Source organism: Rubrivivax gelatinosus IL144, from assembly GCF_000284255.1.
GTDB lineage: Bacteria > Pseudomonadota > Gammaproteobacteria > Burkholderiales > Burkholderiaceae_C > Rubrivivax > Rubrivivax gelatinosus_A.
In genome coordinates, this window is the sequence record NC_017075.1 from 1,999,464 (window position 1) to 2,012,855 (window position 13,392).

The 13,392-nt window shown below is 71.6% G+C and carries 11 protein-coding genes; 4 read left to right on the forward strand and 7 right to left on the reverse strand.

Annotated features, from left to right (window positions below):
- Window position 1 precedes the first annotated feature (1 nt).
- From RGE_RS09340 to nosZ, 7 genes are all read right to left on the reverse strand, one after another.
- Window positions 2-625 carry a nitrous oxide reductase accessory protein NosL gene (locus tag RGE_RS09340; RefSeq protein ID WP_052310983.1) on the reverse strand — a complete coding sequence of 208 codons (624 nt, stop codon included), beginning with the start codon at window positions 623-625 and terminating at the stop codon, window positions 2-4.
- Window positions 625-1,176 carry a nitrous oxide reductase accessory protein NosL gene (locus tag RGE_RS09345; RefSeq protein ID WP_014428120.1) on the reverse strand — a complete coding sequence of 184 codons (552 nt, stop codon included), beginning with the start codon at window positions 1,174-1,176 and terminating at the stop codon, window positions 625-627. Before RGE_RS09345 ends, RGE_RS09340 begins: the two co-directional genes overlap by 1 nt.
- On the reverse strand, window positions 1,173-2,000 hold the full coding sequence (locus RGE_RS09350; RefSeq protein WP_014428121.1) for an ABC transporter permease: 828 nt from the start codon (window positions 1,998-2,000) through the stop codon (window positions 1,173-1,175). Before RGE_RS09350 ends, RGE_RS09345 begins: the two co-directional genes overlap by 4 nt.
- Window positions 1,997-2,971 (reverse strand): ABC transporter ATP-binding protein, encoded by a 975-nt coding sequence (locus tag RGE_RS09355; protein ID WP_014428122.1) that lies wholly within the window; start codon window positions 2,969-2,971, stop codon window positions 1,997-1,999. Before RGE_RS09355 ends, RGE_RS09350 begins: the two co-directional genes overlap by 4 nt.
- Window positions 2,955-4,205: a nitrous oxide reductase family maturation protein NosD gene (locus RGE_RS09360; RefSeq protein WP_014428123.1), complete on the reverse strand. Its 1,251-nt coding sequence runs from the start codon at window positions 4,203-4,205 to the stop codon at window positions 2,955-2,957. The genes RGE_RS09355 and RGE_RS09360 overlap by 17 nt, the downstream gene beginning before the upstream one ends.
- Window positions 4,202-6,793 (reverse strand): NosR/NirI family protein, encoded by a 2,592-nt coding sequence (locus tag RGE_RS09365; RefSeq protein ID WP_014428124.1) that lies wholly within the window; start codon window positions 6,791-6,793, stop codon window positions 4,202-4,204. Before RGE_RS09365 ends, RGE_RS09360 begins: the two co-directional genes overlap by 4 nt.
- A 110-nt stretch (window positions 6,794-6,903) precedes the next feature.
- Window positions 6,904-8,826, reverse strand: coding sequence for a TAT-dependent nitrous-oxide reductase (nosZ, locus tag RGE_RS09370; protein ID WP_014428125.1), 1,923 nt, complete (start codon window positions 8,824-8,826; stop codon window positions 6,904-6,906).
- Between the two features lie 204 nt (window positions 8,827-9,030).
- Between nosZ and RGE_RS09375 the strand changes: the two genes are divergently transcribed.
- The 4 genes from RGE_RS09375 to RGE_RS09390 all read left to right on the forward strand — a co-directional run bounded on the left by RGE_RS09375 (window position 9,031) and on the right by RGE_RS09390 (window position 13,391).
- Window positions 9,031-9,465: a c-type cytochrome gene (locus tag RGE_RS09375; RefSeq protein ID WP_014428126.1), complete on the forward strand. Its 435-nt coding sequence runs from the start codon at window positions 9,031-9,033 to the stop codon at window positions 9,463-9,465.
- A 163-nt stretch (window positions 9,466-9,628) separates the two neighbouring features.
- Window positions 9,629-10,645: an FAD:protein FMN transferase gene (locus RGE_RS09380; RefSeq protein WP_014428127.1), complete on the forward strand. Its 1,017-nt coding sequence runs from the start codon at window positions 9,629-9,631 to the stop codon at window positions 10,643-10,645.
- A 23-nt stretch (window positions 10,646-10,668) separates the two neighbouring features.
- Window positions 10,669-11,049 carry a DUF2946 domain-containing protein gene (locus tag RGE_RS09385; protein WP_014428128.1) on the forward strand — a complete coding sequence of 127 codons (381 nt, stop codon included), beginning with the start codon at window positions 10,669-10,671 and terminating at the stop codon, window positions 11,047-11,049.
- A 137-nt stretch (window positions 11,050-11,186) separates the two neighbouring features.
- Window positions 11,187-13,391, forward strand: coding sequence for a TonB-dependent receptor (locus tag RGE_RS09390; protein ID WP_070099450.1), 2,205 nt, complete (start codon window positions 11,187-11,189; stop codon window positions 13,389-13,391).
- The last annotated feature ends 1 nt before the right edge of the window (window position 13,392 follow it).

The following is a 13,392-nucleotide window of genomic DNA, read 5'->3' on the forward strand; positions in this document are numbered from 1 at the left end:
CTCAGCCTGGCGGCGTGTGCTCGCGGTGCGGCGCCAGGCGCTGCAACTCGTCAGGCAGGCGCTGCTGCAACGCGGCGGCGGCGAACACCTGGCCGCCGTGGGCACGCGCGAAAGTGGCGGCATCGCCCTGGCTCGCGAAGGCCGGCAGATTCAGCCGGCGCATCGGGCCGGCGGCCGTCGAGCCGTGAACGAAGTGCGCCCGCGCCAGCGGCAGCCAGCCGCGGCCGTCGTGGGCCTGCACCCAGATGCCGGCGATGTCCTCGCGCCGGCGCCCGCGGGCATGGCGCGGCACGGCCTGCAGGTAGTGGAACAGGCACAGCGGCGAGTCGGTGAAGTGCGCGTGGCCGTCGGCGTAGCGCACTTCGCTGGCCCAGCGCGGCCAGCGTGCCGCATACATGCCGCAGACCGGGCAGCGCGCCTCGGCCGGCACCGCGGCCGGGCGTTCGGGCGACGCCAGGTCCAGCGTCCCGGGCGCCCAGGTCGGCGCGCTGATGCAGACCTCGCCGGGGCCGTCGTCGCCGGTGTCGGCGACAGGCGGGCGCTCGCGCCGCGCCCAGGCGGCGGCGCCCGCGCCGGCGCAGGCGGCCAGCGCGGCGGCGGCCAGCAGGCGGCGGCGGGTGGGCATCACATGCGGCCGTCGTGGCGCACGCCGCCCGACAGGTCCACGTCCTCGGCCTTGATCGCGGCGAAGGCCAGCACCTTGCCGCCGTTCTTGGTCGCGAAGGCCTGGGCGTCGGCGACGTTGGCGAAGCCGGCCGAGGTCGGCCCCATCGAGCCGTGCTTGCGGCTGCCGAGCACGAAGGTGGCGGTCTGGGCGGCTATCCAGTGGCCCACCGGGCGCTCCCAGTCGGCCTGGGCCATGTCCTGCACCCAGGCGGCGGCCACCGGGCGCACCTGCTCGGGCGCGATCAGCGTCGACAGCAGCTCGGTGGCGTCGCAGAACCAGACGGTCTGCTCGCTGTCCTTGTAGCGCAGCTGGCCCTTGGGGCCGGGGTAGTCGGCCAGCAGCATGCCGTCGAGCGCACAGCTGGTCTTGGCGTCGGCCTCGACGGGCGCCAGCGCGGTGCCGGCGCTGCCGCCGCGGCTGCAGGCGCCCAGCCCGACGGCCAGCAGGCCGGCGCATCCGCACAGCAGGCGGCGGCGGGTGACGGCGGTTTGAAGAGTCGATTCGGTCACGGCTTGAACCTCCAGGCCGCCGCGGCCAGCGGCAGCACGATCCACAGGAACATCGCCCCGCCCAGCCGCCAGGGGTCGGCCAGCGCGGGCGGCACGACGCTCGCCAGCCCGTAGAGGCGGCGCACGTCGTCCAGCGAAAACACGTTGAGCACGCGGAACACGTCGGCCGGGTTGGCCAGCAGCAGCCAGGCCACGAAGTCGCCACCCCATTCGCCGCCCGAGGCCACCAGCAGGCCCAGCAGCACCAGGTCGAAGACGAGCACGAAGACGAACCACAGCGCGATCGCCAGTCCCGAGGCCTGGGCGCGGTCGCGCGCCAGCACCGAGACCAGCGTCGCCAGGCTCAGGAACGAGAGCCCCAGCAGCACGGCGCTGAAGACGAAGCCGCCGTAGTGCAGCAGCGCGGCGTCGCCGAAACGCTGCACCAGCACGACGGCGACGACGGCGAAGCCGGCGCAGGTCGACAGCGCCAGCGCCGCGGCCAGGCCGGCGAACTTGCCGACCAGCAGCTCCAGCCGCGTGATCGGCAGCGACAGCAGCAGGTCGAGCGACCCGCGCTCGCGCTCGCCGACGATGGCGTCGAAGCCCAGCAACAGCGCGATCAGCGGCACCAGGTAGATGACCAGGCTCACCAGGCTGGCGATCGTCAGCTCCAGGCTGCGCGGGCCGATCTGGCCTTGCGCCGCCGAGCCGAAGTAGGTGATGGCCAGCGAGAACACGGTGAACACCACCGCGACGACCAGCACCCAGCGGTTGCGCAGCCGGTCGCGGAACTCCTTGGCGGCCAGCGCGCCGGCCTGGCGGAACTCGAAGCCGGTGTTCATGCCTGCACCTCCTGGCGGGCGGTGGCGGGCGCCAGCACCGGCAGCTCGCCGCCTTGCTGCAGCCCGAAATAGACGTCTTCGAGCGAGGGCTCGCGCACGACGAGGTCGTCCAGCCCGGCACCGGCCAGGCGCGCCAGCAGCGCCATCTTCTGCGGCCGCGGGCACTCCAGCAGCGCGTGTTCGCCGTCGCGGGCCACGAAACGCACGCCCGCCGGCAGCGAGCCCGCCAGCCCGGCGATGGCTGCCGGCACGCCGCTGATCTGCACCCGCAGCGGCTGCGCCGACCGTTCGCGCAGCGCCTGCACGCTGCCTTGTGCGTGCACGCGCCCCTGGGCCAGCAGCGCCAGCGCGTCCACACGCTCCTGCAGCTCGGCCAGGATGTGCGAGCTGACGACGATGGTCGTGCCGCGCGCGCGCAGCGCGTCGAGCTCGGCATAGAACTCGCGCACCGCCAGCGGGTCCAGGCCGGTGGTCGGTTCGTCCAGCAGCAGCAGCCTGGGCTCGCCGAGCAGCGCCTGGGCGAAACCCAGCCGCTGGCGCATGCCCTTGGAATAGCCGCGCACCGGGCGCGAGGCCGCGGCGCCCAGGCCGACACGGTCCAGCAGCGGCGCGCATTCGGTGGCGTCGGCGCCCTTGAGCCGGGCGAAGAAACGCATCGTCTCGACGCCGCTCAGGTTGTCCCAGAGCACCAGGTTCTCCGGCAGGTAGCCGATGCCGCGGCGCACGGCGCGAAAGCCGCGGCCGCCGACGTCGGCGCCGCCGACGGTGACGCGGCCGGCGCTGGGTTCGATCAGCCCGAGCAGCAGCTTGAACAAGGTGCTCTTGCCGGCGCCGTTGTGGCCGACGAGCGCGAACAGCGTGCCCGCCGGCACGGCGAGGTCGACGCCGTCCAGCGCCTGCACCGTCTGGCCGCGGCCGCGGTAGCACTTGCCGACGCCGTGCAGCGCCAGCGCTTCAGCGTGTGCGTTCAATCCATTCGCTCCCGTTGGTGTGGCCGGGTTTCATCGCCGGCCGGTCGTCGACGACGCTGGGCACGCGCAGCACCGGGAACTGCTGTGCCAGCAGGCGCAGCGCCTGCACCGCCGGGCTGCCCATCAGCAGGCGCAGCGCCGGGTGGCGGTTCTGCAGCCGGTCGACGACGTCGTTGGCCTCGTAGGGCACGTCGCCGACGCCGTCGCCGTCGCGGTCCCAGCCGAGGTAGGTGCTGAAGTAGTTGCCGCCGTTCCAGTGCTCGTCGCGGCCACCGACGTAGCGCACGGCCTCGCGGTTGGCGATGAAGTCGTTGTGTTCGACGGTGTTGCGTGTCGAGCCGGCGGCCAGGTGCACGCCGACGGCGTTGCCGACGATCAGGTTGCCGCGCAGCGTGGCGTACTCGACGTCGTAGATGAAGAAGCCGCGCTCGTTGCCGGCGACGACGTTGTCCTCGATGACCGAGTCCTGCAGCGTGCGCAGCATGATCCCGTGGTCGCTGTTGCCCCAGGTGCGGTTGCGGCGCACCACCTGGTCGCGCACCTCCATCAGCGCCAGCCCGCCGCGATTCGCCCAGCTGTCGTTGTCCTCCCACAGGTTGCGGTAGGAGTTCATGTAGTGCGTGCCGTAGCGGCTGTGGTGCAGCCGGTTGCCGCGGAACACGGCGTCGTGCGAGACGTCGACGTAGAGTGCGTCGCGCACGAAGCTGATCTGGTTGCCGACGATCCGGGCACGCAGCGTGTTGTAGAGCTGCACGCCGTTGCCGCGCTGCGCCGAGTTCAGGTCGCGCAGGCCGGTGATGACGTTGTCTTCCACCCGAACGTCGTTGGCCTTCTCGATCCACAGCCCGAAGAGGTTGTAGGTCAGGTCGCAGCGACGGATGACGGCGCGGTGCGCGCCCGGCTGCACGTAGATGCCGGCCTGCTGGTCGACCAGGCTGTGGCCCGAGTCGCGCACGATCAGGCCTTCGATCGTCACGTCGGTGGCGCGGATGCGGATGACGTCGCCGCGCTGGCCGCCCGAGATCGTCGGCCGGTTGATGCCGCGCAGCGTCAGCGGCTTGTCGATGACGAGCTGGGTCTCGTAGCGCCCGCGTTCGATCTCGACGACGTCGCCCGCCGCGGCGCGCGCCACCGTGCCGGCCAGGTCGCCGCCCGGCGCGACGCGCCAGGTCGCGGCCCAGGCGGGCGCCGTGGCCAGCGCCACGGTGCAGGCGAGCGCGCGCAGGAGTTTCATGCGTCGGGCAGGCCGGCGGCCTTCAGCAGCAGGAACAGCGAGGCGCCGATCAAGAGGTTCTTGAAGCCGACGTAGCTGGCCATGTCCATCCAGCTCGCCTGGCGGAAGTTCATGCGCCACCACGGGCCTTCCTTCACGTAGCGCCGGCCCTGCAGGCGGATCAGCAGCTCGTAGAGGCTCCAGCCGAACCACCAGCCGATGACCGCGGCCTGCGACAGCCGGCCGCCGGCGGCCAGGCCCCAGGCGACGGTGACGGCGAGCGCCAGCGCCAGCCCGGCGGCCGACAGCGCACGCTGCTCGCGCCAGCCATCGCGTGTCCAGGGCCAGAGGTGGTCGTGCAGCTCGTGCGTCCACCAGGCGAGGCCACGCGCGCTCGCCGGGTAGGGCGGGCGTGCCGGGGCGCTGGCCATGCGCGGGTCGGGGCCGTCGTTCGTGCGCGGCACCGCGGTTTCGGGCTGGAGGGGGATGAAGTAGCCGTCGCGGCCGATCTTCGTGATCAGCAGGCCGTCGCGTTCACGGCGCTTGCGCTCCTGCGACAGCGGCGGGCAGGCCTTGGTGTCGGTGTAGAGCACCATGCAGTCCAGGCAGTGCAGGCACTCGCGGTGGTCGATGCGGCCCGCGGCGTCGATCGCCTGCGCGCCGCAGTCGGTGGCGCAGGCCTTGCAGCGGTTGCAGTCGATCTTGCGGCGCAGCCCGAACCAGCGGAAGGTGCTGGGCATCGCCAGCGCCGCGCCCAGCGGGCAGATGTACTTGCAGTACGGGCGCTCGATGAAGATCGACAGCCCCAGCAGCGTGGCGACGAACAGCCCGTAAGGCCAGGGCCGGTTCCAGATGCCGACGAGGAAGGTGGTCTTGAAGGGTTCGACCTCGGCCAGCTGCTCGGCCGTCGTCATCGACACCATGGACACCGCCAGCAGGCCGAAGAAGACGGCGTACTTGCCCCACTTCAGCCGGTCGTGCCAGGCGCGCGGCAGCTGGCGCTGGAAACGCGCCAGGCCGACCTTGCCGGCCAGCTTGTAGATGGCCTCGGACAGCGAGCCGAACGGGCACAGCCAGCCGCAGAAAAGGCCGCGGCCGAACAGGAACACCGTGACCGCGATGAAGATCCAGAACAGGAAGATGAACGGGTCGCTCAGGAACAGCGACCAGGTCCACTGGTACAGCACCGAGTGGAACCAGGTCAGCACCTGTGTCACCGAAGGCTGGGCCATCAGCCCGAAGCCGACGAAGACGATGGACAGCGCCCAGGCCGTGTACTTGAAGGCGTTGACCGGCCACTTGTTCTTGCGCGTCGATCGTTCGGTCAGCCGGTCACGCAAGGACCAGACGACGCCGACGGCCAGCAGCAGCGCGGCGAACAGCGCGATCTTCAGCCGCTGCGTCGACCAGACGCGCTTCCACGGCGCGTCGTCCTCGTCGGCCGCGGGCCGGCCGCCTTGCAGCAGCTCGTCGGGCAGCCAGTAGCCGGCCTCGAAACGCATGAAGCTGCGGTGGCCGGTGGCGCGGTCGACACGGCTGCCCAGGAAGGCCAGCTTCCACGGGTAGGCGGCCGAGAAGGCGCTGGAACGCACGATGAAGATCGCCGACTCGGTGACCGCCGGCGCGCCTGCGGCCTCGATGCCGTAGAGGTTCATCGCGTCGAGGTCGCGGAAGGTGAAGGCGTCGTGGCCCTGCTTGATCTGCACGCGGTCGAAGATGCCGCCGCGCACGAAGCCCGAGCCCTTGAACGATTCCTTGCCGGCGGTGCGCACGATGAAGATCGCGTGTTCGCCGTCGGCCAGCTGCGAGCGCAGGCGCGCGTAGCCGGCGTCGCCGAGCACGCTGGCGCCGACGCCGGGGTGGTTGAGGTCGCCGAACCAGAGTTCGATGAACGGTGCGCCGCCGTCGGCGTCCAGGCCGACCTGCTGCGGCGTCACGCGCAGGCGCTTGACGAGGCCGGCGTCCACGAGCTGCGGCCAGGTCCAGCGGCGCTCGGCGCCGGCCCACGACGCCGGCTCGCGGTTCACCGGCGCGATCAGCCCGACCTGACGGCCGACGGCCGCGCCCGACAGGCTCATCACCTGGTTCTGGGCGATGACGGTGACGGTGGCACCGGAGATCGCGTCGACGCCGAGGATGTTCTCGTCGGGCCGCGACGGCCCGACCTCGATCTTGTCGGCGATGCCCTTGCCGACGTACTGCTCGTTGAACCTGATCAGCGCCGACTCGGGGATGCCCAGCAGCAGGATCGGCTCGGAGTGCTTGAGCACCTTGACGCCGACGTAGCGGCCGTCCCGGGCGATGCCGATCAGCGTGACGACCGGCTTGCCGGAGTACGCCGGCGTGTCGGTGACGTCGGTCGACAGCACGACCCAGCCCAGCAGCGTTTCGCCGGCACCGTAGGCCTCGACGTAGGGCGGGCTGCCGCGACGCGTGGAGAAGCGCACGGCGCCGGGGAAGACCGCGGCGCAGGGCACACGCGCGCACAAGTCGGGCGCGCTCGCCAGGTCGGCGGGCAGTTCGGCCTCGTAGGCGCCGCCGGCGGCTTGCGCGGGCAGCGCGGCGGCGAAGGCCAGCCACAGCGCGACGAGGAACAGGGGCAGGGGCAACAGGGACTTCCTCATCGCGGCACGAATGGAAAAAACCCCGCCCGCGGGTGCAGGCGGGGTGACAAGACTCTCCTGAGGACGTTTCCGGAGAGAGGGACGAGCGACGAGGCCTAGGCCTCGACGATCATGCGGGTGCGCATCTCCAGGTGCAGCGCATGGCAGAAGTGCGTGCAGTAGCACCAGTACACGCCCGGCTTGCCGGCCGTGAACGTCACCGACTTCGTCTCCTGCGGGTTGACGATGAAGTTGACGTTGTGGTTCGGGATCGCGAAGCCGTGCGTCAGGTCCTCGACCTTGTCCAGGTTGGTGAGGATCAGCGTCACCTCGTCGCCGCTCTTCACCTTGAACTCGCGCAGGCTGAACGCCGGCGCCTGCGAGGTGAGCTTGACGGTGACCTTCCTGCCGTTGCGCGTGACGCCGGACTCCTTCGGGTCCTTCACCGCGATCGGCGATTCGTCGAGCGAATACACCTGCTTGGGCTTGACGATGTCGCGCTTGAAGATGATGAAGTCGTGCGGCTCGCCACGCACCGGGTGGTCGGCCAGCAGCACCATCTTGTCGCCCGAGATGTCGATGAACTGCTCGTTCTCCGGGTGCAGCGGGCCCACCGGCAGGAAGCGGTCCTTGCTGAACTTGCAGCCCACCGCGAGGTACTTGCCGTCGGCGGCCGCGGTCTCGCTGTGCGTGGCGCTCAGGTGGCCCGGCTGGTAGTGCACGTCCAGGCGGTCGACGACGTACTTGGCGCTCTTGTCGCCCTGGTGGAACTTGATCGCGGCGTCGACGTTCCACTTCACGACCTGGCTGTCCAGGAACAGCGTGGTGTAGGCGTTGCCGCGGCCGTCGAAGGCGGTGTGCAGGGGGCCCAGGCCCAGCTCGACCTCGGCGACGATGACGTCGTCGAGCTTCTCGAGCTTGCCGTCGAACCAGTCCAGCACCTTGGCGAGTTCGATGACGGTGCCGGTGGGCGAGAGCTTGCCCGAGCAGATGAAGTACTTGCCGTCGGGCGAGGCGTTGACACCGTGCGGGTTCTTCGGCACCGAGACGTAGCCGGCGAGCGCGGTCTTCGGGTCCTTGTTCGCTTCGCGCGTGGCGTCGACGACCGGCACCTTGCTGTCGCCGATGGTCTTGAACTTGCCGGCCTTGACCGCCGCCTCGACGCGCGCGACGTGGAAGAACAGGCAGGCGTCGCGCTCGGCGGACATCATGTCCTCGTAGTGCACGCCGCCTTCGGTGTTGTACTGGTTGGTCGCCGCGAGCTTGCCGTCGTACGAGGTGGCGACGAGGTCGCAGTTGCCGTCGATCAGCGCCTGCCAGCGCACTTCCATGGTCTCGGCGTCGACGCAGCTGAAGATCGAGCGGTACTTCGAGCCGTCCTCGGTGCCGGCGTTGGGCAGCGGGATCGCGAACTCGCCGCCGCAGAACACGCGCGTCGTGTAGTTGATCGCCGGGTCCACCGGGTCGCGCTTGTCCGGGAAGATGCCGTGGAAGCCCTGGACGTTGGGCAGCTGCGTGATCTTGTCGCAGACGAAGTAGTCCAGCCGGATGCGCGCGATGCGGGCGTTGATCTTGTCGTTGATCCACGCGTAGCGGCCGTCGTAGTTGCCGTCCTTGTACGAGGCGTGCGTGTGGTGGGTGTCGGCCACCGTGTAGCGCAGCGAGCCGTCGGGCTTGGTGCCCATGACCTTCTTCGACTCGTTGGTGATGCCCCAGCCGACCAGCGCGTCGGGGTTGAACACCGGGATGCGGTGGATCTCGCGACCCGAAGGCAGGCCCAGCACGCGCATGTCGCCGGTGTGGCCGCCGCTCCAGAGGCCGTAGTAGGAGTCGAGTTCGCCCGGGGCGAGGTGCGTCGCGTTGGCGGCACCGGCATGGCTGCCGGCCGCGGCCGACGCCGGCGCGGCGGCACCGGCGGCACCGCTCTTGTCGGTGCAGGCGCCGACGGCCACCGCCAGGCCCGACAGGGCCGCGGTGTTCAGGAAGCGGCGCCGCGCCGGCACGTCGGCCGCGGCTTCGGGGGTCTTGTCGTGTTGCATGTGACTCGGAAGGTCAGGGGGTGGGGCGGCTCCCGACGACCGACCGGTCATCACCTTGGAGCGCAAGGTGGATGCTGCGGATTTGGTGAATTCATCGCCTTAAACGAGTTCAAGGATTTCCTGGGACCGCCGGGCTATGGTTCGCGCCCACACCGCCTCGACCGCGGTCCCGCTGCCTGGCAGTGCTCTCCCGACACCGACACCATGACCCTCGCCCGCACCTTGATCGCCACCGTCGCACTTGCCGCGCTCGCCGCCTGCGGCCGCCAGGAGCCTCCGGCCGCGCCGGCCGCCGCGCCCCAAGCCTCGACACCCGCCCCCGCCGCCGCGACCACCGCCCCGGCCACGCCGGCCGCCACCGAAGTCGCTGCCGCCCCGGCGGCCAACGACACCGGCAAAGCCACCTACGGCAAGGTCTGCGTGATGTGCCACGGCGCCGGCATCGGCGGCGCGCCGAAGATCGGCGACAAGGCCGCCTGGGGCCCGCGCATCGCGCAAGGCCAGGACACGCTCTACAAGCACGCGCTCGAAGGCTTCACCGGCAGCCAGGGGATGATGCCGGCCAAGGGCGGCGGCGCGAACCTGAGCGACGACGACGTGAAAGCCGCCGTCGATCACATGGTCGCCGCAGGGAAGTGATGGCCCCCGGCCGCCTGGCGGCCGCCCCCCGAGGGGGCAACCTGACCGGACCGGGAGACCCGGATCCGGTCAGGCGCATTAACCGCGCCACTCCCCCTGGTCGCCGGTGGCGACCTGTCCCCGAGGGGCATCCGTGCCCACGACTCCGATGACTCTTTCGCCAATGCTTCGCCACCCCACCCGGCGCCGGCTGCTGCTCGGCGGCGGCCTGGTCATGGCCGCGCCGCTGGCCTCGCAGGCGATGCCGGCCGCCGCGGCCGGGCACGAATCGCGGGTGCTGATGGGCACGCGCATCGACCTCACCGTCGTCGACGCCGACCCGGCGCGCCGTGCCGCGGCGCTGGCCGCGGCCTGGCGGCGCATGGAGGCCGACGCGGCGCGCTGGAGCCGCTTCCGTGGCGACGGCGCACTGGCGCGGCTGGCCGCTGCCGCCGGTGCGCGTGCGCTGAGCGTCGACCCCGACACCGCCGAGCTGCTGCGCGGCGCGCGCCGCTGCGCCGAGGCCACCGACGGCTGCTTCGACCCCACCGTCGGCGCTTACGAAGACTGGCACTTCGGCGACGGTGCCGAGGCCCGTGTGCCCGCCGCCGCGCGGCTGGCGGCCCAGCGCCGGCGCGTCGGCTTCGAGCATCTGGAGATCGAGCGCGACGCGCCGCGTGCACGCCTGGCGCGCAGCGGCATGCGGCTGGATCTGGGCGGTTTCGCCAAGCTGCCGGTGCTGGCCGGCGGGCTGCAGGCGCTGCAGCAGGCCGGCGTGCGGCGGGCGATGGTCAACGGCGGCGGCGACGTGCTGTGCCTGGGGCAGGGCCGCGACCCGGCCTGGCGCATCGGCGTGCGCGACCCGGCCGAGCCTTCGCGGCTGCGCGGCGTCGTCGCGCTGCGTTCGGGCGTCGTCGCGTCCTCGGGCGACTACGAGCGCTTCTTCATCGATGCCCAGGGCCGGCGCCAGCACCACATCCTGGACCCGCGCAGCGGCTGGCCGACACGCGGCCTGCACGGCGTGACGCTGGTGGCCGAGCAGGTCGAGACCGTCAACGGCCTGGGCGCGGCGACCATGGTCGGCGGCGTGCGACGCGCGCAGAGCTGGCTGGCGGCGCGCCCCGGTGTCGACGCGCTGACCGTCGGCGACGATGGCGCCTGGTTCGCCGGGCGCATGGCCGAGCGCCTCGCTGCGCTGTGAGTGCGACCTAGAATCGCTTGACCTTGAGCAAGCGCGGCCGCCACCCATTCGCCCTCTGGATCGCCGCGCTGGTGATCCTGATGGCCTCGCTCGCGCCCTCGGTCTCGCAGGCGCTGGGTTTTGCGCGCAGCGCCGCGGCGGTGGAGATCTGCACCGCGCACGGCTCGGTCTGGGTCGATGCCGACACCGGCGACGAGACCGACGGCCCGGCGAGCGCCGGCCACCTGTTCGAGCACTGCCCCTTCTGCTCGCTGCACGCCCCGGCGCTGGGCCTGCCGCCGGCGCCGCTGGCCTTGCCCGGCGTGCCGCCGGGCGCGGAGCCGCTGCCGCGCGCCTTCCTCGCGGCCGCCCGCACGCCGCACGCCTGGGTCACGGCCCAGCCCCGCGCACCGCCGCGGGCCTGAACGAAACACGCTGACGCGCCGCTGCGGCCGTCATGCCTTCCGCCTTGGGCCTCCCGGCCCGCCCGTCCTGGCCGTCCGTCGGCCGGGGCTTCGTCGCCGTGCCCGCTCGGGCTGCGGCGCCACCGGATTTCGTTCCCATGTTCTGCCCCCGTACCCCCATCGCGGCCGCCGTGCTGCTGCTCGCCGCCACCGCGTCCGCCCAGGACGCCGCTGACACCTCGTCCAGCCCCGACCAGATCGTCATCACCGGCACGCGCGACCGCCTGCACCTCGCCGAGCCCGGCAGCACCGGCAGCCGCCTCGGCCTGACGGCGCGCGAGACGCCGGCCACCGTGCAGACGCTGACGCAGGAGGAGATCCAGGCCAAGGGCCTGCGCACCGCACGCGAGGCTTTCGCCGAGATCCCCGGCGTCATCGCCGGCAACGTGCCCGGCAACCCGGCGGCGGTGATGATGCGCGGCTTCTCCGGCAACACCGTCTCCATCCTGCAGGACGGCGTGCGCGTCTCGACCTCGACCATCGTGCAGCGCGACACCAACACCTGGCACTTCGAGCGCATCGAGGTGCTGAAGGGCCCGGCCTCGGTGCTCTACGGCGAAGGCGCGCTCGGCGGCGTCATCAACAAGGTGACGCGCAAGCCGACGCTGGACGGCAACCACGTCGACACGCTGCTGAGCGTCGGCAGCTTCGGCACGACGACGGTGGCCGCCGGCGCCAACCTCAAGCTGTCGGACAGCGTCGCGCTGCGTGTCGACGCCAGCCAGCTCGACTCGGACAGCCTCTACGACGTCGACGACAACCGCACACGCTCGCGCGGCGCCACGGCCAGCCTGCTGTTCGAACCCGGCGAGCGGCTGTCGGTGCTGCTCGCCGTCGACCACTTCAAGGACCGCTACGACAGCACCTACGAGGGCCTGCCGCTGGTGCAGGCTGCGGTCGCGCGCGACCGCAGCGGCATCGTGCAGAGCGCCAACGGCCTGGTCGTCGACCGCTCGCTGCGTCGGCGCAACTACAACCCCGACGGCGCCTACTCGGGTGCCGAGGACACGACGCTGCGCTCGCACATCGACTGGAAGTTCGCCGAGGGCTGGACCTCCAGCACCGACCTGACGGCCTACGCCGCGCACCGCGCCTTCGTGTACAGCTATGTGCAGACCTTCGTCGCCGCCAGCGACGGCTTCCCCGATGGCAGCTTCGCGCGATCGGCGCAGCGCTTCTATCACGACCACGACTTCTGGAACGTTCGCAGCGCGCTGGCGCACGACGGCCTCGTCGCCGGGCGGCGCAACCGCTTCACGGTCGGCGCCGAAGTCAACGACACCGACTTCTCCAGCCTGCGCCAGATCGCGCCGACCAGCGCGCTGGCCGCCGTCGACCCCTGGGCACCGCAGGTCGGCAGCTTCCCGAGCGCCGACAGCGTCTACACCGCCACCAACCTGAACTACGACTCGAAGCTGAAGACACGTTCGCTGTTCGCCGAGGACGCCTTCAACCTGACACCGGCCTGGCTGCTGGTGGCCGGCCTGCGCCACGACGACATCGACCTGCAGCGTGTCGTCACCGACTACAACGCCACGCCCGTCACGGTGCAGCGTTCTCGTCCGCACTACAGCCCGCTGTCCTGGCGCGTCGGCACGACCTACGATCTGTCGAAGGCGACGACGCTGTACGCGCAAGTCACCTCGGCGGCGGTGCCGGTGTCGACGATGCTGCTGCAGTCGATCAAGAACACCAGCTTCGAGCTCAGCCAGGGGCGTTCGGCCGAAGTCGGCTTCAAGTCCACGGCCTTCGACGGCCGGCTGACGCTGACCGGCGCGCTCTACGAGATCGTGCTGCACGACATCCTGACGCGCGACCCGGCCGACCCGTCGCTGACGGTGCAGGGCGGCACGCAGTCGTCCAAGGGGCTGGAGCTGGTCGCCGCGGCGGCGCTGACGCCGGCGCTGTCGGCCGGGGGCGGTGCCGGATACGTCGACGCGCAGTACGACAAGCTGATCGAAGCCGGCGGCGCGGTGCGCAGCGGCAACCGCCCGATCAACACGCCGGCGACGACCGCCAACGCCTGGCTGGCCTACGCGCTGCCCGGCCTGCCGCTGAGGCTGAGCGGTGCGCTGCACCACGCCTCGGGCTTCTACACCGACACCGCCAACTCGATCCACGTCGACGGCCATACGACGCTGGACGCCGCGGTGGCCTGGCGCGTCACGCCCGAGACGACGCTGACGCTGCGCGGCCGCAACCTGACCGACGCCTTCTACGGCGAGTACTCGGGCTATCTGACGACCAACGTCTACATCGGCGCGCCGCGCAGCGTCGAGCTGTCGCTGACGTCGAAGTTCTGAC

Coding starts and splice junctions, on each gene's coding strand:
- RGE_RS09340 (WP_052310983.1), bottom strand. CDS start 625: ATGCCCACCCGCCGCCGCCTGCTGGCCGCCGCCGCGCTGGCCGCCTGC.
- RGE_RS09350 (WP_014428121.1), bottom strand. CDS start 2,000: ATGAACACCGGCTTCGAGTTCCGCCAGGCCGGCGCGCTGGCCGCCAAG.
- RGE_RS09360 (WP_014428123.1), bottom strand. CDS start 4,205: ATGAAACTCCTGCGCGCGCTCGCCTGCACCGTGGCGCTGGCCACGGCG.
- nosZ (WP_014428125.1), bottom strand. CDS start 8,826: ATGCAACACGACAAGACCCCCGAAGCCGCGGCCGACGTGCCGGCGCGG.
- RGE_RS09375 (WP_014428126.1), top strand. CDS start 9,031: ATGACCCTCGCCCGCACCTTGATCGCCACCGTCGCACTTGCCGCGCTC.
- RGE_RS09380 (WP_014428127.1), top strand. CDS start 9,629: ATGCTTCGCCACCCCACCCGGCGCCGGCTGCTGCTCGGCGGCGGCCTG.
- RGE_RS09390 (WP_070099450.1), top strand. CDS start 11,187: ATGTTCTGCCCCCGTACCCCCATCGCGGCCGCCGTGCTGCTGCTCGCC.